Origin of the sequence: Bradyrhizobium sp., assembly GCF_047605465.1 — a bacterium.
Classification (GTDB): domain Bacteria; phylum Pseudomonadota; class Alphaproteobacteria; order Rhizobiales; family Xanthobacteraceae; genus Bradyrhizobium.
The window spans coordinates 62,807-82,025 of the sequence record NZ_JASGFS010000021.1; the positions used below are offsets into that span (position 1 = coordinate 62,807).

Here is a 19,219-nt window from a genome sequence, read left to right on the forward strand (position 1 = left end):
CTGCAGCACGCGCGCAATTGTCGCGGCTTTCGTTGAACAGGGGCTTCGCCGGCGCTCCCTACTCCTGCATCATCTCGCCGCTGCCGCCGAACTCCGCCGGAAAATCCTTCAGCTTGGGCAGCCCGTCGCGCATCGGCAGCACGGTCTCTGCGTAGTTGACGTGGACACCGGGCGTGAAGCTGAGCGTCGGAATCGTTGCGGTGAACACGTCGATCAGCCCGAGCGGCGGGTGGTTGGTCATGAGATGGCCGCCGCACTTCCTGCAGAACTGGCGCTGGCTGAGCGGCGTCTTGGCATAGGTCGCGACATGCTCGTCGCCGCCGGTGACGCGCACCGCTTCGGGCTTCCACAGGCTGAAGGCATTCACGGGGCCGCCCGACCAGGACCGGCAGGAGCGGCAATGGCAATAGCCCATCGCTTCCGGTTCGCCCGTGACCTCGAGCGTGACCGCGCCGCAGAAGCAGTTTCCGACATGTTTCATTTTGATCTTCTCCGTTGATGACGTCGTTGTCCTCGATGTCCTCCGATCGGAGGAAGCGAGCGGATCGGCAGGCAGGTACAGCTTAGGCCGACCTGCGCCAGGGAATGAGCATCGACACACGCTGCTTGTATTGCCGGTACTCGTCACCGAAGAGCGCGACGAGGTCGCGTTCCTCCAGCGCAATGCCGACGAGAATGTAGAGGGTCGTCACGCCCGCAAACAGCAGATGGCCCGCGGTCATGACCGGCGTCACCCAGAACGCGATGATGAAGCCGAGATAGATCGGGTGGCGGACGAATTTGTAGAGCAGCGGCGTCTTGAAGCGCGGCGGTGCGGCCTCCTTGCCGGCGAGATGGATGGTGACCTGATGCAATCCGAACAATTCGAAGTGGTTGATGATGAACGTGCTGGTGAAGACGAGCACCCAACCCAGCAGCGACACCGTGACCAGCGTCACGGCAAGATCCGGATTCTCGATCTTCCATATGAGGGCGGGCAGCGGACGCCACTGCCAGAACAGGAGGAGAAGAGACAGGCTCGCCAGCAGCACATAGGTGCTGCGCTCGACAGGCTGGGGCACGTACTGCGTCCACCACGCCTTGAAACCCGGTCGCGCCATCACGCTGTGCTGAAGGGCGAACAGCGTCATCAGGAGGAGGTCGACAATGACAGCTTCGACCATGGGCGACTCCGCGCCGGTGTCGATGGTTTTCGGCACCACCAGCCCTGTGACGAAGCCGATGGCGTAGAGAATGGTGACGGAGAACACGAGATATACCGCAACTCCGTACAGGAAGGCGATGACCTTGAAACCGCGTGAGCCCGTATCCTCCGGGCTGATGGAACGAAGCTGGTGATCAAGCTGGGCCATGGATAACTCCGCTGTGCCGGGTGCATCGACACTCCTTGGTCCCGGCTTCATGCCGTTTCGGACGGGGCAAGACTTTCGCGGATGATTGATTTTCGCCTGAGACAACTTTGATTTTTGCTTGAGATGACAGAAACGTGCGATTTCACTTCGAAAACAACGTGCTCGACGGCTCCCTGCGCGAGTTGACCTGCAACGGCGTGGCCGTGCCGCTGCAGCCCCAGGTGTTCGATCTGCTGCTCTACCTCGTGGCCGAGCGCACCCGTGTGGTCAGCAAGGATGACCTGATCAGCCGCATCTGGAGCGACCGCATCATCTCGGACTCCGCGCTGAACAGCCGGATCAACGCCGCGCGCAAGGCGCTCGGCGACGACGGCGCGACCCAGCGCCTGATCAAGACGATCCCGCGCAAGGGTTTTCGCTTCGTCGGCGAAGTCCGGGAGAAATCGGAGGCCGCGCTCGCACCGGCAGGCCCCGGCCAGGTCCCCGCGCGCCCGGCGCCGGACCGCCCGGCGATCGCGGTGCTGGCGTTCGAGAACATGAGCGGCGATCCCGCGCAGGATTATTTCGGCGACGGCATGACCGAGGACATCCTCACCGCGCTGTCGAAGCAGCGCTGGTTCATGGTGATCGCCCGCAATTCGTCCTTCACCTACAAGGGGCGCGCGGTCCACATCCGGCAGATCGCCGAGGAGCTCGGCGTCCGCTACGTCGTCGAGGGCAGCGTGCGCAAGGCCGACAACCGCGTGCGCATCACCGCCCAGCTCAACGATGCCACCACCGGCAGCCATCTCTGGGCCGAGCGCTACGACCGCGAGCTGGTCGACGTTTTCGCGGTGCAGGACGAGATCACCAACGCGATCGTCGCGGCGATCGAGCCGCAGATCCACGCGGCCGAGAGTTTCCGCGCTCATCGCAAGCCGCCGTCGAGCCTGGATGCCTGGGATCTGGTGATGCGCGCCCTGTCGCATGTTTGGCGCGTGACGCGCGACGACCACGTCGCGGCGCGCACGCTGCTCGAGCGCGCGATCGAGATCGATCCGGAATACGGCCAGGCACAATCGGTGCTGGCGGCGAGCCTGATGTTCGGCGTGCATCTCGGCTGGGCCGATCTCGCCGCGACGGCGCCGGTCGCGGAAGCCGCCGCACTCGCCGCGATGCGTTGCGATCACGAGGACGGCTGGGCGCATGCCGCACTCGGCAGCGTCTTCTTCTCGACCCGGCGGCTCGCGGAGGCACTGTCCGAGTTCGAGCAGGCGCTCGCGCTCAATCCGAACTTTTCACTGGCGCAGAGCTATTACGCGCTGGCGCTGTCCTATGCGGGACGATCGAGGGATTCGTTCGAGGCGGCGCAGAAGGCGATCCGGCTCTCACCGCGCGATCCGTCGTTGGCCGTCTACTACGGGATCGCCGGCTATGCGCGCTTCACCGAACGACACTATGACGAGGCCATCGCGCTGGCCCGCGAGGCGATCCGCCATCGCGGCGATCTCACCGGCGCCTATCGCGTGCTCGCCGTCTCGGCCGGCATGACCGGCGACCGCGCGCTTGCGGGAATGGCGCTGCGGGAGCTCCGCCGCACCCAGCCCGGCATCTCCCTGCACTGGATCGCGACTCAATTGCCGTGGGCGAGCGAGGCCGACCGCGAACATTATCTCGAGGGCTTCCGGCGGGCGGGATTGAGCTGACGCGTCCGCAGGCTGACCATGCAGACGCCGCCCGATCGCACCCTTTATCTGGTCGTGTTGTTCCAGGTCGGAACGGAGTTGGTTACGCCGACCGACGGCCAATTATACGTGCCGACCGATGGCGCCGTGACGGTGCCGACCGTTTGCCCTGACGTCCCGTAGGATGAGCGGGGTTGCGCTGCCGTTACACCGGCGGTGCCGGTGGTCGGCGACATTGCATATGCGCTGTGGTGCCTGACGGTCCGCTGCCGCTTGGCTTCGGCCGCGAAGGGGGCTAATGCTAATCCGGCAATGATGAGCGCGGCGAACGCAGCTCTGGTGCTGATCATGGCTGATCCTTTCATAGGTGCGGCCGTTCGGGCCGAATAGACAACGCCTGACCTACCCAAATGTGCCGCAGACACCGCGCCATCAAGGCCGCTTCGGACGGCGGGCCTTGCGATCGTGGCGCTCCTTCACGGTCGCAACCGAATTCATCAGCTGCTTGAAGGCCGTGACGGCCTTGTCGTCGCCCAGCGCGCGGTCGCCAAGTGCTTCCAGATGCTCGATGACCACGAGCAGCGCATCCGCGATCTGGCCGATCTGCTTGCCGTAGCTGCCGACATCCGACAGCACGTCCTTCTCGACGTCAGGGGCCGAGGACTGCCCGACCGTGATGTTGACGAGGCCGAACTGGCCGCCGGCCGGACTGAAGAACGACGGATAGATGGACTGGACCACATCCCCCGACAGGGGCAGCTTGAACACAGGCATGCGATTTCCCCTCAACGATGCGTGACCGGCGTGGAAACACTATCACGAGCGCGCCCGCCTTCGGATGGACCCGAATCAGCGCTACTGCAGCACCCGATGACATCCTGGACGCAATCGACATGACCGGCCCCGAACTGAAGCAGCTCCGCAACGACCTTTCCGACGCCCTCGACCGGAAGCTGACGGCGGCCGACATGGCAAGGCTGTGCGGATTGCCGGACAAGGGCGGTGCCGACACGGTCCGGCGCTGGGAGGTGAGCGGCCCGACGCCGGCCGCGACCAAGGTGCTCCGCGTGCTCGCGATGGCGAGCGAACGCCATCCGATCCTGGAGAACTTCAACATCTTCGATCGGCACGACGTGCGCGAAGAGGATCGGCCGGCGCGGCGCGCCGCCTTCCGCGAACAGATGCGCGACGAGGTGCGGCGCCGTCTTGGTTAACGAGACGCGCGCGCAGGTTACCGAAGGGCTGCCGAATTAAGCCTTCCTTCAGCATTTCTTAAGCTGCCATTAAGCACGAAAATCATTTGCGGCCCAATAAGTTAGGTTAGGTGCCGCTGTGCCATGCATGTGACAGCATTTTCGTAAAAAGCGAGCTATCTGCAAAACCAACGCCGGCGCGGACAACGCGCCTGCCGGGGAACAAGTGTTGGAGTTCAAGACGATGAAGAAGATTCTGTTTGCGACCGTGGCGCTGCTCGTGGCGGGCGCGGCTGTTCCAGCCGTCGGTGCCGATCTCGGTTCGCGCAACTATTACAAGGCGCCGGCACCGGCTTACGCCGCGCCGATCTACAACTGGACCGGCTTCTACATCGGCGCCCATGTCGGCGGCGCGTTCTCCAGCGACAACAATTTCAACGGCCTCTCCACCGGCAACAACGGCAACGGCCGTTTCCTCGGCGGCGTGCAGGCCGGCGCCGACTGGCAGCTCAACCCGAGCTTCGTCGTCGGTCTCGAAGGCCAGTACTCCTGGCTCTCCGGCAATGTCGGCGCGGTATTCCCGGGCAACGTCGCCTACACCAACGACCAGCGTGGCCTCGGCTCGATCACCGGCCGCGTCGGCTACACCTGGGGTCCGGGCCTGCTATACGTGAAGGGCGGTTACGCCTATTCGGACAACAACGAGAAGGTGACCGTTGGCGGCGTGCCGACCGGCTTCATCATCAGCGGCGATCACCGCAACGGCTACACCATCGGTGCCGGCCTCGAATACATGTTCGCCCCGAACTGGTCGGCCAAGGCCGAGTACCAGTACTACAATTTCGGCGACGCGCGCTTCACCGCGGGCCCTCTGGTCGGCACCGGCAACTTCACCACCGACGACCACACTTTCAAGGTCGGCCTCAACTACCGCTTCAACTGGGCCAGCCCGGCCGTGGCGCGCTACTGAGCGCCAACCGAAATCTCCTTGCGACGAAGGGCCGGCCACGTTGCCGGCCCTTTCTTTTTTCGTCCTGCGGAATCGGCCCGGCCAACGCAACCATTTGTGCAACTTGCGATTTTTTAACCCGCCCCAAGGATACTCCGCCGCGAAAATAAAAGAGAACACGGGTGTGGGGGAATTTCGATGGCGATCCGTCTGGGCCGTGGCCATGTTCTTGGCCGCTTCCGGCCTCGTTTCAAGATGCCGAAATGGGGCCTGCGCGGCAGCCTGTTCGCAGCCTTCGCGCTGATCGCCGGCATGGGTCTGGTGATCGCCGCAGGCGCCGGCTTCGTGTTCAACCATCTCGGCGCGACCATGATGGATCTCAGCGGGCGCGACATTCCGCGCCTGTCCGCGAGCCTCCAGCTCGCCTCGCAGAGCGCAACCCTCGCCGCACAAGGCCCCGGCCTGCTCGCATCTCCGACCGACGAGGCGCTGAACGAACGCACCAAGAGCGTGCGTGACATCCAGCAGCTCGCCATGGCCAAGCTCGCCGAGATCATCGAGCTCGGCGCCGACAAGCAGACCGCAACCGCGCTGCGCGACACCGCCAAGAACATCGACGAGGCGACGCAGAGCCTGGTCTCGGCCGCGCGCGAGCGCCTGGAGACGGGCGCGCTGCACGACAAGCAATACGAGGCGCTGCGCAAGGGGCAGCTCGCTTTCGTCGGCGCGGCGGGCCCGGCGATGCTGGATGCGCAGACGCGCCTGAACGCGATCCTCGCCGCGGCGGACGTCTCCGCCGACGATGCCACCGAAGCCGCCCGTACCGTCGGCCAGGTGTCGACGATCTCGGCCAACGGCAACCTGATGGCCGCCGACATGATGGCGGCGCTCTCGGCCAGCAGCAGCGACACGCTGGAGGCGATCGAGAAGGAGTTCAAGGCCACCCGCGACCGCGTCAAGTCGAACCTCGATGACCTTCCGAACCTGCCTTCGATGCAGGCGGTGCGCGACGCCGTGCAGAAGCTGCTCGTCTTCGGCGAGGGCAAGACCGGCGTGTTCAAGATCCGCCAGAAGGAGCTCGACTCCATCGACTACGGCCAGACCATCCTGGACGAGACGCGCAAGCTCAATGTCGGCCTCGGCATCAGCGTGCAGCAGCTCGTCGACGGCGTGCAGAAGGAGACCAACGCCGCGACGTCCCAGGCGCGCCAGGAGATCTCGTTCGCCACGTCGGCCATGCTGGCGCTGGGCGCGCTGATGCTGGTGGGCTCGGCCTTGTTCGTCTGGCTGTATGTCGGACGCAGCATCCTGCGCCGGATCGGAGCCCTGCATCATTCGATGCAGCTGCTGTCCGGCGGCGACCTCGAAACCGAGATCTACCGCTCGCGCCACCACAATGACGAGATCTCGGTGATGGCGAACACGCTGCAGGTGTTCCGCGAGAGCATGATCGAGGCCCGCGCGCTGACGAGCGAGCAGGACAAGGACCGCGTGGCGAAGGCCGAACGTGCCGCGCGCATGGAGGCGAGGATCGCCGATTTCGAGGGCACGGTGCGCAACGCGCTGGACAATCTCGCGCAATCGGCCAATTCGATGCAGACGACCGCGCAGAGCATGTCGAGCACCGCCGACCAGTCGAATGCGCTGGTCAACGCGGTCGCCTCCGCCGCCGAGGAAACCTCGGTCAACGTGCAGACGGTCTCGGCCGGCACCGAGCAATTGTCGTCCTCGATCGAGGAGATCAGCCGCCAGGTCGTCACGTCGGCCGAGATCGCCAGGAAGGCGGTCGACGAGGCCGGCGCGACCGACGCCACGGTGCAGGGCCTCGCCGACAGCGCGAGCCGCATCAGCGTGGTGGTCGACCTGATCCAGACCATCGCCTCGCAGACCAATCTGCTCGCGCTCAACGCCACCATCGAGGCGGCGCGCGCGGGCGAGGCCGGCCGCGGCTTCGCGGTGGTGGCCTCCGAGGTCAAGAGCCTCGCGAGCCAGACCGCCAAGGCGACGGAGGAGATCCGCACCCAGATCGCCAGCATGCAGTCAGTCACGACTTCGGCGGTCGGCGCGATCCAGGGCATCGGCCGGATCATCGGCGAGATCAACGACGTCACCACGACGATTGCCGCCGCGGTCGAGGAACAAGGCGCGGCGACCCGCGAGATCGCCCGCAACATCCAGCATGCCGCCGGCGGCACCAGCGAGGTCTCCAGCAACATCGTCGGCGTCTCCACCGCCTCCGCCGAAGCCGGCGCCGCCGCCACCGAGGTGCTGACGGCCTCCGACGCGCTGCGCCGCGAGGCCGACATGCTGCGCGGGGAGATCGACTCGTTCCTGAACAACATGCGGGCGGCCTAGGAGGGGGGCCGCAGCCCGGCGGCTCCGTCCGGGCTACGGAAAATCCGGCCGGTATGACGGCCATGCGACGGCGGCCGCCAACCCTTTTTCGGCTGGCGCCTCGCTGCCAGTGGGTTTAAGCCGGTAGCATGAATTCAAAGACCGACACCGTGCAATCCTCCGCCGAAGCCCTGCGCTATCCCTGGGAACAGCATCCCGGCCCCGATCAGGTCGTGGAAGTGCGGCCCGGCGTCTTGTGGGTCCGGCTGAAACTGCCGTTCCGCCTCAACCACGTGAACATCTACCTTCTCGCCGATCGCGACGGCTACGCCATGATCGACGCCGGCTTCGGCAACGAAGAGACGATCGAGGCCTGGACCACGCTGTTCGAGGGACCGCTGAAAGGCGTCAACATCACGCGCCTGATCGTCACCCATTCGCATCCCGACCATGTCGGCCTCGCGGGGTGGATCGTCGAGCGGTTCAACTGCCCGCTGGTGATGTCGCAGGTCGAGTATCTGCAATCGGTCTATCACCAGAACCGCGGCACCGAGGAGCGTCGCAACGCGCAGCGGCTGTTCTTCCGCCGCCACGGCATGGACGAGACGCTGACCGAAAAGCTGCTCGGCCGCGGCCAGGACTATCTCAAGCAGGTCTCGGTGCTGCCGCCGTCCTACCGGCGCATCTCCCATGGCGAAGACGTCGTGATCGGTACGCGCCGCTTCAAGGTGATCACCGGCGGCGGGCACGCGCTCGACCAGGTGATGCTGTATTGCGCCGACGACAAGCTTTTCCTCTCCGCCGACCAGGTGCTGAGCAGGATTTCCCCGAATGTCAGCGTCTGGGCGGTCGAGCCCGACCAGAATTCGCTCGGCGAATATCTGGCCTCGCTCGCAAGCCTCACCACGACGCTGCCCTATGACGTGCTGGTGCTGCCCGGCCATGGCGTGCCCTTCTACGGGCTGAAGACCCGCATCAAGCAGCTCGCGGACCACCACGAGGAGCGCTGCCGGCTGATCGCCGAAGCCTGCCGCGAGCAACCGAAGACCTCGCGGGAGCTGGTGCCCGTGGTGTTCAACAAGCACGTGCTCGACGAGCACCAGATGGGCTTTGCCGCCGGCGAGCTGGTCGCGCACGTCAACTACATGCTGGTCGAGGGACGGCTGACGGCCGAGACCAAGGACGGCGTGCTGCAGTTCAGGACGACCTGAGAATCCCTTACCTCGCCCCGCTTGCGGGGAGAGGCCGGAGTTCTCGCACGGCGCGCATTCCGGGTGATGGCGGGCTCTCGGCGAGCCCAGTTCTCACACCCGTGAGTACTCCCCCTCGCCCCAACCCTCTCCCCGCAAGCGGGGCGAGGGAGCTCACCAAGTCATTGGCAACGCCTCACTTCATGTTCGCGATCGCGTGCATCGCCGCGATGTAACCGTACGGCCCGAGGCCGCAGATCACGCCGGTTGCCACGAACGAGATCCGGGAGTGCCGGTGATATTCGTCGCGGGCGTGGATGTTGGAGATGTGCACCTCCAGCACCGGGCCCTCGAATGTCTTGATCGCGTCCATGATCGCGACCGAGGTGAACGAGAAGCCGGCCGGGTTGATGATGACGGCGTCGGCGTCCTGCCGCGCCGACTGGATCAGATCGACGATGACGCCCTCATGGTTGGACTGGTGGAAGGCGAGCTTGAGCCCGAGGCTCGCAGCGGCTGCCTCGCAGCTCGCATTGATCTGGTCGAGCGTCGTCGTGCCGTAGATATGCGGCTCGCGGATTCCGAGCATGTTGAGGTTGGGACCGTTGAGGATCGTCACGCGCTTCATGGAAGGTCCTTTCGAAATTATCCGCCGAACCACTTCGCCGGGCCGGTGACCAGAACGGGGAACAGCGTCAGCAAGGCCAGCACGACCAGCTGGGCGATCATGAACGGCCATACGCCGCGGATCAGGTCGTCCATCGAGACCCGCGAGACACCGCAGACCACGTTGAGCACGACCCCGACAGGCGGCGTGATCAGGCCGATCGCGTTGTTGATGATGAAGAGCACGCCGAAATAGACGGGATCGATGCCGGCCTGCTTCACGATCGGCATCAGGATCGGCGTCAGGATCAGGATCGTCGGCGTCATGTCGAGCGCGGTGCCGACGATCACCACGATGATCATCAGCACGATGGTGAGGAGCGTCTGGTTGCCAGCGAACGGTTTCACCAGCGCCACGATCTGGTCGGAGATCTCAGCGACCGTGATCAGCCAGGAGGAGACCAGCGCGGCGGCGACCAGGAACATCACCACGGCGGTCATCTGCGCCGTCGAGACCAGCAGCCCCGGCAATTGCGACGGCTTGAGCTCGCGGTAGACGCCCATCGCCACCACCAGCGAATAGACTGCGACGACGACGGCGGCCTCGGTCGGGGTGAAGATGCCGAAGCGCAGGCCGAAGATGATGATCATGGGCAGCATCAGCGCCCAGAAGCCGTCGATCAGCGCGCGCCAGATCTCGGCGATGCTCTTGCGCGGCAGGCGCGCCGGGTTCTCCTTGCGCACCACCCACCACCAGGCGAAGCAGAGGCCGACGCCGAGCAGGAGGCCCGGCACGATTCCGGCCAGGAACAGCTTTGAAATCGACACATTGGCAGCGACGCCGAAGATGACGAAGCCGATCGACGGCGGGATCACCGGCGCGATGATGCCGCCGGCCGCGACGAGGCCGGCCGCGCTGGCGCGGTTGTGGCCGGCGGCGGCCATCATCGGCACCAGCAGCGCGCCGAGCGCCGCGGCATCCGCGACCGCCGAGCCCGAGAGCGAGGCCAGGATGCAGGAGGTGAGGATCGCGACATAGCCGAGGCCGCCGCGGAAATGCCCGACCAGCGCGATCGCGAAGTTGAGGATGCGCCGCGCCAGCCCGCCGGTGTTCATGACCTCGCCGGCGAGGATGAAGAACGGCACCGCCATCAGCGGAAAGGAATCGACGCCGTTGATGACGTTCTGCGCGATGATCTGGGAGTCGAACATGGCCAGGTACGCCATCAGCGCGACGCCGCAGATGATCAGCGCGAACGCGATCGGCATGCCGATCGCCATGGCCCCGAGCAGCGAGAGGGTGAAGACGGTAACGGTCATGCCTGCTGCTTTCCGCTGGCCGCATCTGGAGAATGGGGCAGATCCTCGGACTCGCTCACCGCGACGAGATCGGCATCGGCGATCTGTCCCGTCACGAGCCGGTACAGCTCATGGACGATGATGACGCAGGAGGAGGCGCCGAACACGATGCCGGCTGCATAGAACAGCCCGACGGAAAGTCCCGAGGCCGGCGCCACGGTGTCCCAGTTCAGCAACGTCTGCTTCCACGATCCCTCGGTCAGCAGCACCGAGGCGTAGAGCATGAGCGCATGGCTCAGCCCGTAGCAAAGCTTGCGCCCGAACGGCGGCAGCGCCTTGACCAGGCTGTCGACACCGAGATGAGCATGCTCCCTCATGCCGATGATCGCGCCCAGGAACACCATCCAGACGAACAGCCAGCGCGACAGCTCCTCCGAGATGGCGATGCCGGAGTTGAAGCCGTAGCGCAGCACGACATTGCCGAACACCAGCACCACCATGGCGGCGAGCAGCACGGCGATCACCGCGCGGAGCAGCCAGAAATAAGCATCGACGATCGTCTTCATGATTTCTGGCCCGCTCCGGCGCGACGGCTCACGGCTTCAGCGCATGAACGCGGTCGAGCTCGCTGTTGAACAGCTTGACGATCGCGCCGTCGTAATCGGCGGAGAACTTTTCCGCGATCGGCTTGGTCTTCGCGCGCATGCGGTCGAGCTCGGCCGGCGCGATCTCGTTGACCTCCATGCCCTTGGCCTTCAGCTCATCGATCGCGGCGCTGGCCTGCTCGCGGCTGACCTTGCGCTGATAGTCGCGGGCCTCGATCGCCGCATCCTGCAGGATCTTCTGCTCGTCGGGCGAAAGCTGGTCCCAGAACTTCTTGCTGATCAGGATGATGTTGGTCGAGTAGGTGTGGTTGGTGACGCTGAGATATTTCTGCACCTCGAAGAACTTGTTCGACAGGATCACCGAGAACGGATTCTCCTGGCCATCGACGGTGCGGGTCTCCAGCGCGCTGTAGAGCTCGGAGAAGCTCATCGGCACCGGGTTGGCGTTGAACGCCTTGAAGGTCTCCAGATAGACCGGGTTCGGGATCACGCGGATCTTGATGCCGTCGAGATCCTCGCCCTTGGTGATCGGACGGCGGCTGTTGGTGACGTTGCGGAAGCCGAGATCCCAATAGGCGAGACCGACCAGCCCCTTCTCCGGCAGTTTCGCCAGCAGCGCCGCGCCGAGCGGGCCATCCAGCAAGGCGTCGGCCTGCTGCGGCGTCGACACGATGAAGGGGAAGTCGATCAGGCCGAAATCCTTGACGATGCCGACCAGCGAGGTCGTCGCCGGCGACTGCATCTCCTGCGTGCCCGCGCGCAGCGCCGATTGCTGCTGCATCTCGCTGCCGAGCTGATTGGCCGGATATTCCCGCACCTTGAGTTTGCCGCCGCTCTTGGCCGCGACGATCTCGGCGAATTTCTGCACGCCTTTGCTGACGGGATGGTCGGTGTTGTTCAGGTGGCCCCAGCGGATGGTGCGCTCCTGGATGTTTTGCGCCGACGCCGTTCCCGAAGCGCCGAACGCGATCGCGCCGATCGCAGCCACCCAGACCAGACTTTTGAACCCGACGGGCATCGCCCCCTCCCCTGTTGATCTCGTTCTTGGGGCGTACCATCCTATATGACGAAATATAAATCAACCTATATTTTCTATTTTGTATGATATTATATGAAACGCTTGATAGGAGTACGAAATTTGTCAAAACGCGCGCCCGAGACGCTAGGATGGGGCATGGACATTCTTCCCGACACGCCCGCCGAGACGGTGGGCGACAGCGCTTACCGACGCATCCGCACCGATTTGATCTTCGGCAAGCTGACGCCCGGCCAGAAGTTGAAGCTCGAGCGGATGAGCAGCGCCTACGGCACCAGCATCTCGACGCTGCGCGAGACGCTGAACCGGCTGTGCTCGGAGGGCTTCGTGGTGGCCGAAGGCCAGCGCGGCTTCGAGGTCGCGCCGATCTCGGCGACCGAATTCCAGGAGATCGCCGAGCTGCGCGAGCTGCTGGAAGGCCACATGATCGAGAAGTCGTTCGCGGCCGGGGATCTCGACTGGGAGGCTCATATCGTCTCGGCGCATCACAAGCTCGCGGCGATGGAGCGGATGCTGCTGTCGGGCGAAAGGTCCGACGCCGAGAGCTGGAAGCAGTGCGACTTCCAGTTTCACCGCGCGCTCGTCGCGGCCTGTGGATCGAAAGTGCTGCTCGATGCCCACGCCGCGGTCTATGACCGCTATCTGCGCTACCAGATGATCGCGGTGGTGTTCCGCGGCGAGATGGCGGCGGCCGAGCATCGCGACTTGAAGGAGCTGGCGCTGAAGCGCGACGCGGCCGGTGCCTGCAAGGTGCTGCACACCCACATCCACGATTGCGTGACCCATGCCTTGCGCAATTCGGACTGGTTGAAGCCGGCGGCCGCGGTCAAGGAAGCGCGCGCCGAGCCGCGCAGGAAAGCCAAGGCCGGATAGGCCGCGCTTGAGCCTATGGTGCGGAGCAACATAGCCGTCGCACGAACTTGATCGGGATCAAGTGGCAACACGCCCGATAGGGCATTTTGCCCAAATGCCCCACCGTCCCAAACGTGGGATACCGCATGGACATTAGAGCTGGAAAAGCTCTAAGAAGATGCGGCCGTTTGGTCAGGTTCCGTTGCAGGTTTGCCGATGGATTACAGCCAGTTCTTCAGTTCCGCCCTCGATCGTCTCCATCATGAGCGGCGTTACCGCGTTTTCGCCGATCTCGAGCGGATGGCCGGCCGGTTCCCGCACGCGATATGGCACGCCCCCCAGGGCAAGCGCGACGTCGTGATCTGGTGCTCCAACGACTATCTGGGCATGGGCCAGCACCCGAAGGTGGTCGGCGCCATGGTGGAGACCGCGACCCGCGTCGGCACCGGCGCAGGCGGCACCCGCAACATCGCCGGCACGCACCATCCGCTGGTCCAGCTCGAGGCCGAGCTCGCCGATCTTCACGGCAAGGAAGCCTCCCTGCTGTTCACGTCGGGCTACGTCTCGAACCAGACCGGCATCGCGACCATCGCCAAGCTCATTCCGAACTGCCTGATCCTGTCGGACGAGCTCAACCACAACTCGATGATCGAGGGCATCCGGCAGTCCGGCTGCGAGCGGCTCGTGTTCCGCCACAACGACCTCGGCCATCTCGAGGAGCTGTTGAAGGCCGCAGGCCCCGCCCGGCCGAAGCTGATCGCGTGCGAGAGCCTCTATTCCATGGACGGCGACATCGCCCCGCTCGCCCGGATCTGCGACCTCGCCGAGAAATACGGCGCGATGACCTATGTCGACGAGGTTCATGCGGTCGGCATGTACGGCCCGCGCGGCGGCGGCATCGCCGAGCGCGACGGCGTCATGCACCGCATCGACATCCTCGAAGGCACCTTGGCGAAGGCGTTCGGCTGCCTCGGCGGCTACATCGCCGCCAACGGCCGGATCATCGACGCCGTGCGCTCCTACGCGCCGGGCTTCATCTTCACTACCGCGCTGCCGCCGGCGATCTGCTCGGCCGCGACCGCCGCCATCAAGCATTTGAAGACCTCGAACTGGGAGCGCGAGCGCCATCAGGACCGCGCCGCCCGGGTCAAGGCGATCCTCAACGCCGCCGGCCTGCCGGTGATGTCGAGCGACACCCACATCGTGCCGCTGTTCGTCGGCGATCCCGAGAAGTGCAAGCAGGCCTCGGACATGCTGCTCGAGGAGCACGGCATCTACATCCAGCCGATCAACTATCCGACGGTCGCCAAGGGCACCGAGCGCCTGCGCATCACGCCCTCGCCCTATCACGACGATGGCCTGATCGATCAGCTCGCCGAAGCCCTGCTGCAGGTCTGGGATCGCCTCGGCCTGCCCCTGCGGGCGAAGTCGCTGGCGGCCGAATAGGCCGCCGCGGTCGTCCTGGCGGAAGCCGAGCCAGGACCCATTACCCCGACGGGAATTGCTGCGGCCAGCGGCCTGCCCATCGCCGTGTCCTGTGGCGATGGGGTCCCGGCTTTCGCCAGGACGACGTACGAGCCCGGACCTTAACGACAACACCCAGTTCCCGCCCGCGCGAGACATTTCGCTGTCGCTTGCAGCCGTGCAACGCGCTAGATTTGCAGGGAAAATAAGATCGGGCGCCCGTCGCGCCCAGGGAGCGCGCGCTCGCCATGCTGCACGACTGGGGCGTGATCGCCGCCGCATTCGGCTATATCGGCTTTCTGTTCCTGGTGGCGAGCCACGGCGACCGCCGTTCGCCGGCCGGCCCCGGGCGCGCCTCCGGGCTGATCTATCCGCTGTCGCTGGCGATCTACTGCACCTCCTGGACCTTCTTCGGCTCGGTCGGCTTCGCCACCCGCACCTCGACCGACTTCCTCGCGATCTATGTCGGCCCCATCCTGATGATCGGGCTCGGCGCCGGCGTGCTGCGCCGGGTGATCCAGCTCGCGAAGGCCCACAACATCACCTCGATCGCCGACTTCATCGGCGCGCGCTACGGCAAGAGCCAAGCGGTGGCGGCAACCGTGGCGCTGATCGCGATCATCGGCTCGGTGCCGTACATCGCGCTGCAGCTCAAGGCGGTCGCCTCCTCGCTCGGAACCATCCTGAGCGAGGACCAGGCGTTCTCCCACATCCCGATCCTCGGCGACATGGCGCTGATGGTGACGCTGGCCATGGCCGCTTTCGCCGTGCTGTTCGGCACGCGGCAGACGGATGCCACCGAGCACCAGCACGGCCTGATGCTGGCGGTCGCGACCGAATCCATCGTCAAGCTGGTCGCCTTCCTCGCCGCCGGCATCTTCGTCACCTTCTGGATGTTCTCGCCGCACGAATTGATCGATCGCGCGATGAAGACCCCGGAGGCGGTGCGCGCGATCGACTATTCGCCGTCGATCGGCAACTTCCTCACCATGACGCTGCTGTCGCTCTGCGCGATCATGCTGCTGCCGCGCCAGTTCCATGTCAGCGTGGTCGAGAACTCGTCCGACGCAGAGGTCGGACGCGCGCGCTGGCTGTTTCCGCTCTATCTCGTCGTCATCAACCTGTTCGTGATCCCGATCGCGCTCGCCGGCCTCGTCACCTTCCCGTTCGGCGCCGTCGATCCGGACATGTACGTGCTGGCGCTGCCGATGGAGGGCGGCGCGGGGCTGCTCAGCGTCGCCGTCTTCGTCGGGGGCCTGTCGGCGGCGACCGCGATGGTGATCGTCGAATGCGTGGCGCTCTCCATCATGGTCTCCAACGACCTCGTGATGCCGCTGGTGCTGCAGCGGCGGCCGGAGGGCCGCGCCGGCGGCAGCGATTTCAGCGACTTCCTGCTGCGCTCGCGGCGGCTCGCGATCTTCGCCATCATGGTGATGGCCTATTTCTACTATCGCGCGCTCGGCAACACCCAGCTCGCGGCGATCGGCCTGTTGTCCTTTGCCGCGATCGCCCAGCTCGCCCCGGCCTTCTTCGGCGGTCTGTTGTGGCGCCGCGCCACCGCGCGCGGCGCGATCGGCGGCATGCTGGTCGGCTTCGCGGTGTGGCTCTACACGCTGTTCATCCCGAGCTTCATGGACACCTCGACGGCGGGCATCCTGCTGCTCCAGCACGGCCCGTTCGGCATCGAGGCGCTGCGGCCGCAGGCGCTGTTCGGAGCCGACCTGCCGCCGCTGATGCACGGCGTCGTCTGGTCGCTCTCACTCAACATCCTCACCTATGTGCTGCTGTCGCTGGCGCGCCAGCCGGCCTCGATCGAGCTCGTGCAGGCCGACCTGTTCGTGCCGAACACGCTCGCTCCGATCTCGCCGGGTTTCCGCCGCTGGCGCACCACCGTCACGGTGCAGGACATCCAGACCACGGTCGCGCAATATCTCGGGCCCGACCGCGCGCAGCATTCGTTCGAGGCGTTCTCCGCGCGGCGCAATGTGCGGCTCGAATCCGGGGCGCCCGCCGATTTCGAACTGCTGCAGCATGCCGAGCACCTGATCGCCTCCTCGATCGGGGCCGCGTCCTCGCGCCTGGTGATGTCGCTCCTGCTGCGCAAGCGCACCGTGTCCGCAAAGGCCGCGCTGAAGCTGCTCGACGACTCCCACGCGGCGCTGCATTTCAACCGCGAGATCCTGCAGACCGCGCTCAACCATGTGCGCCAGGGCATCGCGGTGTTCGACGCCGACCTGCAACTGATCTGCTCCAACCGCCAGTTCGGCGATCTGCTCAACGTACCGCCGCATTTCATCCAGTTCGGCACGCCCTTGCGCGAGATCCTGGAATTCATGGGCGTGAGCGATCCCGGCGGTCCGATCGAGCGGGAGGCGATGCTGGAGCGGCGGCTTTCGGCCTACACCACCGACGGCGAGCCCTATCTCGAGCGCCTGCCGGAACGCCACATGGTGATCGAGGTGTTGACCAACCGCATGCCCGGCAGCGGCTTCGTCATCACCTTCACTGACGTCACGCCGTCATTCGAGGCCGCCGAGGCGCTGGAGCGCGCCAACGCGACGCTGGAGAAGCGCGTGCGCGACCGCACCGAGGAACTGACCCGGCTGAATTCGGAGCTGGCGCAGGCCAAGAGCACCGCGGAAGACGCCAACATCTCCAAGACGCGCTTCCTGGCGGCCGCGAGCCACGACATCCTGCAGCCGCTGAACGCGGCACGGCTCTACGTGACCAGTCTCGTCGAACGCCAGCACAGCGGCGAGGAAACCCGGCTGGTCGAGAACATCGACGAATCGCTGCAGGCGATCGAGGAAATCCTCGGCGCGCTGCTCGACATCTCGCGGCTCGATGCCGGGGCGATGACGACCTCGATCTCGAGCTTCAAGATGGCCGACCTGATGCGCTCGCTGGAGATCGAGTTCGCCCCGATCGCGCGCGCCAAGGGCCTGGAGCTGGCCTTCGTGCCCTGCTCGCTGCCGGTTCAATCGGACCGGCTGCTGCTGCGGCGGCTGCTGCAGAACCTGATCTCCAACGCGATCAAATACACCCCGCGCGGACGCGTGCTGGTCGGTTGCCGTCGCCGCGGCGCCTCGCTCAAGATCTGCGTCTACGACACCGGCGTCGGCATTCCGCCGGTCAAACGCGGCGAGATCTTCAAGGAATTCCACCGCCTCGAGCAGGGCGCGCGGATCGCGCGCGGTCTGGGCCTCGGTCTGTCGATCGTCGAGCGGCTCGCGCGCGTGCTCAACCACGGCATCGCCATCGACGCCAATGCCGGCGGCGGCTCGGTCTTCTCGGTCACGGTGCCGACCGCCAAGGCGATCACCCACACCGCCGCCGTGACCAGCGCGACGCCGCTCGTCCGTACCCCGATCTCCGGCGCGCTGATCGTCTGCATCGAGAACGACGCGGCGATCCTCGACGGCATGCGCACGCTGCTGAAGGCCTGGAACGCCGAGGTGATCGCGGTCGCCGATCCCGAGGGCGCCATCGCCGCCATCGAGGCGGCCGGCCGCAGCGTCACCGGCCTGCTCGTCGACTATCATCTCGATCGCGGCAACGGCATCGCCGCCATCCGCGACATCCGCCGCCGCTTCGGCAACGCCATTCCCGCGATCCTGATCACCGCCGACCGCAGCCCCGCCGTGCAGATGGCCGCGCGCGAGGAGAAGGTCGCGGTGCTGAACAAGCCGGTGAAACCGGCCTCGCTCCGCGCCCTGCTCGGTCAGTGGCGCACGCAGCAGATGGTGGCGGCGGAGTAGGCCCGCCTCAGCAGAGGCGAGCGTGCGCGCGGCTCAGCCCGTCGGGGTGCCCTGCTTCCACTGGCCGCCGGCGATCTTGGCCGCGGCGATCACCGCCTGGGTACGGCTCTCGACGCCGAGCTTCTGCAGGATCGCCGAAACATGCGCCTTGATGGTCGCCTCGGAGACGCCAAGCTCATAGGCGATCTGCTTGTTGAGGAGCCCTTCCGACAGCATCATCAGGACCCGCACCTGCTGCGGGGTCAGCGTGACCAGGCGATCACGCAGGCGTGTCATGTCGGGGTCTGAGGCCGCCGACAGATCGGTGTCGGCGGGAACCCAGACGTCGCCCTCCATGACCTTGAGGATGGCATCGCGCAACGTCTCGACGCCGAAACGCTTGGGAATGAAGCCCGAAGCGCCGAAATCGAGGGACCGGCGGATCGTGGCGCTGTCATCCGAGGCCGAGACGATGACAACCGGGATCGCCGGATATTGCGCGCGCAGATAGATCAGGCCGGAAAAACCCGAGATCCCGGGCATCGAAAGGTCGAGCAGGACCAGGTCGACATCCGACGCCTGTTCCAGCAGCCCGGTCAGATCCTCGAACGATCCGGCTTCGTCGATCCTGGCCGAGGTCAGCACACCCGCCACCGCCTGCCGCAGCGCATCGCGAAACAGGGGATGGTCATCGGCGATGATGAGATGGGTCGAGGAAGCGTTCATCGATCTCTTGCTGTCGTTCGCACCGGGCCAGTAAGCCTGACTCGGCGCCCGGTCAATTCTTCCCCGGTCGGCCGTGGCATGCAAGCCCGCATTATTCCTTTGTCGCAAGGGGGTTAATCGGCGGCCCGTGCTGCCGCGCCTCAGTCGATCGCCGCTCGTCAGCAGCGTGTCAGTGCGCAAGGCCAAAAGTCGTATTGGGGCCGGTTTCACGC

General features: G+C 65.6%; 17 protein-coding genes. 8 read left to right on the forward strand and 9 right to left on the reverse strand.

The window, feature by feature from the left end:
• Positions 1 to 58: 58 nt before the first annotated feature.
• Both QM712_RS17965 and mddA read right to left on the reverse strand, forming a co-directional pair.
• Entirely contained in the window at positions 59 to 481 is a 423-nt protein-coding gene (locus tag QM712_RS17965; protein WP_415024459.1) for a GFA family protein, read from the reverse strand.
• Positions 482 to 563: 82 nt separating this feature from the next.
• A complete protein-coding gene (mddA, locus tag QM712_RS17970; protein ID WP_415024460.1) occupies positions 564 to 1,352 on the reverse strand; it encodes a methanethiol S-methyltransferase in 789 nt (262 codons plus the stop codon).
• A 134-nt stretch (positions 1,353 to 1,486) separates the two neighbouring features.
• Here mddA and QM712_RS17975 point away from each other — a divergent pair, with 134 nt between their 5' ends.
• A complete protein-coding gene (locus tag QM712_RS17975; RefSeq protein ID WP_415024461.1) occupies positions 1,487 to 3,037 on the forward strand; it encodes a winged helix-turn-helix domain-containing protein in 1,551 nt (516 codons plus the stop codon).
• A gap of 44 nt (positions 3,038 to 3,081) precedes the next feature.
• On the opposite strand, the gene QM712_RS17980 is transcribed toward QM712_RS17975, so the two are convergent.
• Positions 3,082 to 3,366: a hypothetical protein gene (locus tag QM712_RS17980; RefSeq protein ID WP_415024462.1), complete on the reverse strand. Its 285-nt coding sequence runs from the start codon at positions 3,364 to 3,366 to the stop codon at positions 3,082 to 3,084.
• A gap of 82 nt (positions 3,367 to 3,448) precedes the next feature.
• The gene (locus tag QM712_RS17985; RefSeq protein WP_415024463.1) at positions 3,449 to 3,790 is read right to left on the reverse strand and encodes a hypothetical protein; all 342 of its coding nucleotides are present in this window, start codon (positions 3,788 to 3,790) and stop codon (positions 3,449 to 3,451) included.
• A gap of 119 nt (positions 3,791 to 3,909) precedes the next feature.
• Between QM712_RS17985 and QM712_RS17990 the strand changes: the two genes are divergently transcribed.
• The 4 genes from QM712_RS17990 to QM712_RS18005 all read left to right on the forward strand — a co-directional run bounded on the left by QM712_RS17990 (position 3,910) and on the right by QM712_RS18005 (position 8,703).
• The gene (locus QM712_RS17990) at positions 3,910 to 4,230 is read left to right on the forward strand and encodes a hypothetical protein (protein ID WP_415024464.1); all 321 of its coding nucleotides are present in this window, start codon (positions 3,910 to 3,912) and stop codon (positions 4,228 to 4,230) included.
• Positions 4,231 to 4,453: 223 nt separating this feature from the next.
• On the forward strand, positions 4,454 to 5,179 hold the full coding sequence (locus QM712_RS17995; protein WP_415024465.1) for an outer membrane protein: 726 nt from the start codon (positions 4,454 to 4,456) through the stop codon (positions 5,177 to 5,179).
• Between the two features lie 177 nt (positions 5,180 to 5,356).
• On the forward strand, positions 5,357 to 7,513 hold the full coding sequence (locus QM712_RS18000; protein ID WP_415024466.1) for a methyl-accepting chemotaxis protein: 2,157 nt from the start codon (positions 5,357 to 5,359) through the stop codon (positions 7,511 to 7,513).
• 128 nt (positions 7,514 to 7,641) lie between these two features.
• On the forward strand, positions 7,642 to 8,703 hold the full coding sequence (locus QM712_RS18005) for an MBL fold metallo-hydrolase (protein ID WP_415024467.1): 1,062 nt from the start codon (positions 7,642 to 7,644) through the stop codon (positions 8,701 to 8,703).
• A 175-nt stretch (positions 8,704 to 8,878) separates the two neighbouring features.
• Here QM712_RS18005 and aroQ read toward each other — a convergent pair whose 3' ends face one another.
• Genes aroQ through QM712_RS18025 form a run of 4 tightly spaced genes read right to left on the reverse strand, consistent with a single transcriptional unit; the run spans position 8,879 to position 12,210 of the window.
• Positions 8,879 to 9,310, reverse strand: coding sequence for a type II 3-dehydroquinate dehydratase (gene aroQ, locus QM712_RS18010; RefSeq protein WP_415024468.1), 432 nt, complete (start codon positions 9,308 to 9,310; stop codon positions 8,879 to 8,881).
• Between the two features lie 17 nt (positions 9,311 to 9,327).
• Positions 9,328 to 10,608 carry a TRAP transporter large permease gene (locus tag QM712_RS18015; RefSeq protein ID WP_415024469.1) on the reverse strand — a complete coding sequence of 427 codons (1,281 nt, stop codon included), beginning with the start codon at positions 10,606 to 10,608 and terminating at the stop codon, positions 9,328 to 9,330.
• Positions 10,605 to 11,153, reverse strand: a complete 549-nt coding sequence (locus QM712_RS18020) for a TRAP transporter small permease (protein WP_415024470.1) — start codon at positions 11,151 to 11,153, stop codon at positions 10,605 to 10,607. Before QM712_RS18020 ends, QM712_RS18015 begins: the two co-directional genes overlap by 4 nt.
• 28 nt (positions 11,154 to 11,181) lie before the next feature.
• The gene (locus QM712_RS18025; RefSeq protein WP_415024471.1) at positions 11,182 to 12,210 is read right to left on the reverse strand and encodes a TRAP transporter substrate-binding protein; all 1,029 of its coding nucleotides are present in this window, start codon (positions 12,208 to 12,210) and stop codon (positions 11,182 to 11,184) included.
• Positions 12,211 to 12,372: 162 nt separating this feature from the next.
• Between QM712_RS18025 and QM712_RS18030 the strand changes: the two genes are divergently transcribed.
• The 3 genes from QM712_RS18030 (at position 12,373) to QM712_RS18040 (ending at position 18,302) form a co-directional block, all read left to right on the forward strand.
• Positions 12,373 to 13,101, forward strand: coding sequence for a GntR family transcriptional regulator (locus QM712_RS18030; protein WP_415024498.1), 729 nt, complete (start codon positions 12,373 to 12,375; stop codon positions 13,099 to 13,101).
• 195 nt (positions 13,102 to 13,296) lie between these two features.
• The gene (gene hemA / locus QM712_RS18035) at positions 13,297 to 14,526 is read left to right on the forward strand and encodes a 5-aminolevulinate synthase (protein ID WP_415024472.1); all 1,230 of its coding nucleotides are present in this window, start codon (positions 13,297 to 13,299) and stop codon (positions 14,524 to 14,526) included.
• A 266-nt stretch (positions 14,527 to 14,792) separates the two neighbouring features.
• Positions 14,793 to 18,302 (forward strand): NahK/ErcS family hybrid sensor histidine kinase/response regulator, encoded by a 3,510-nt coding sequence (locus tag QM712_RS18040; RefSeq protein WP_415024473.1) that lies wholly within the window; start codon positions 14,793 to 14,795, stop codon positions 18,300 to 18,302.
• Between the two features lie 33 nt (positions 18,303 to 18,335).
• On the opposite strand, the gene QM712_RS18045 is transcribed toward QM712_RS18040, so the two are convergent.
• Positions 18,336 to 19,007: a response regulator gene (locus tag QM712_RS18045; RefSeq protein ID WP_415024474.1), complete on the reverse strand. Its 672-nt coding sequence runs from the start codon at positions 19,005 to 19,007 to the stop codon at positions 18,336 to 18,338.
• Positions 19,008 to 19,219 lie beyond the last annotated feature (212 nt).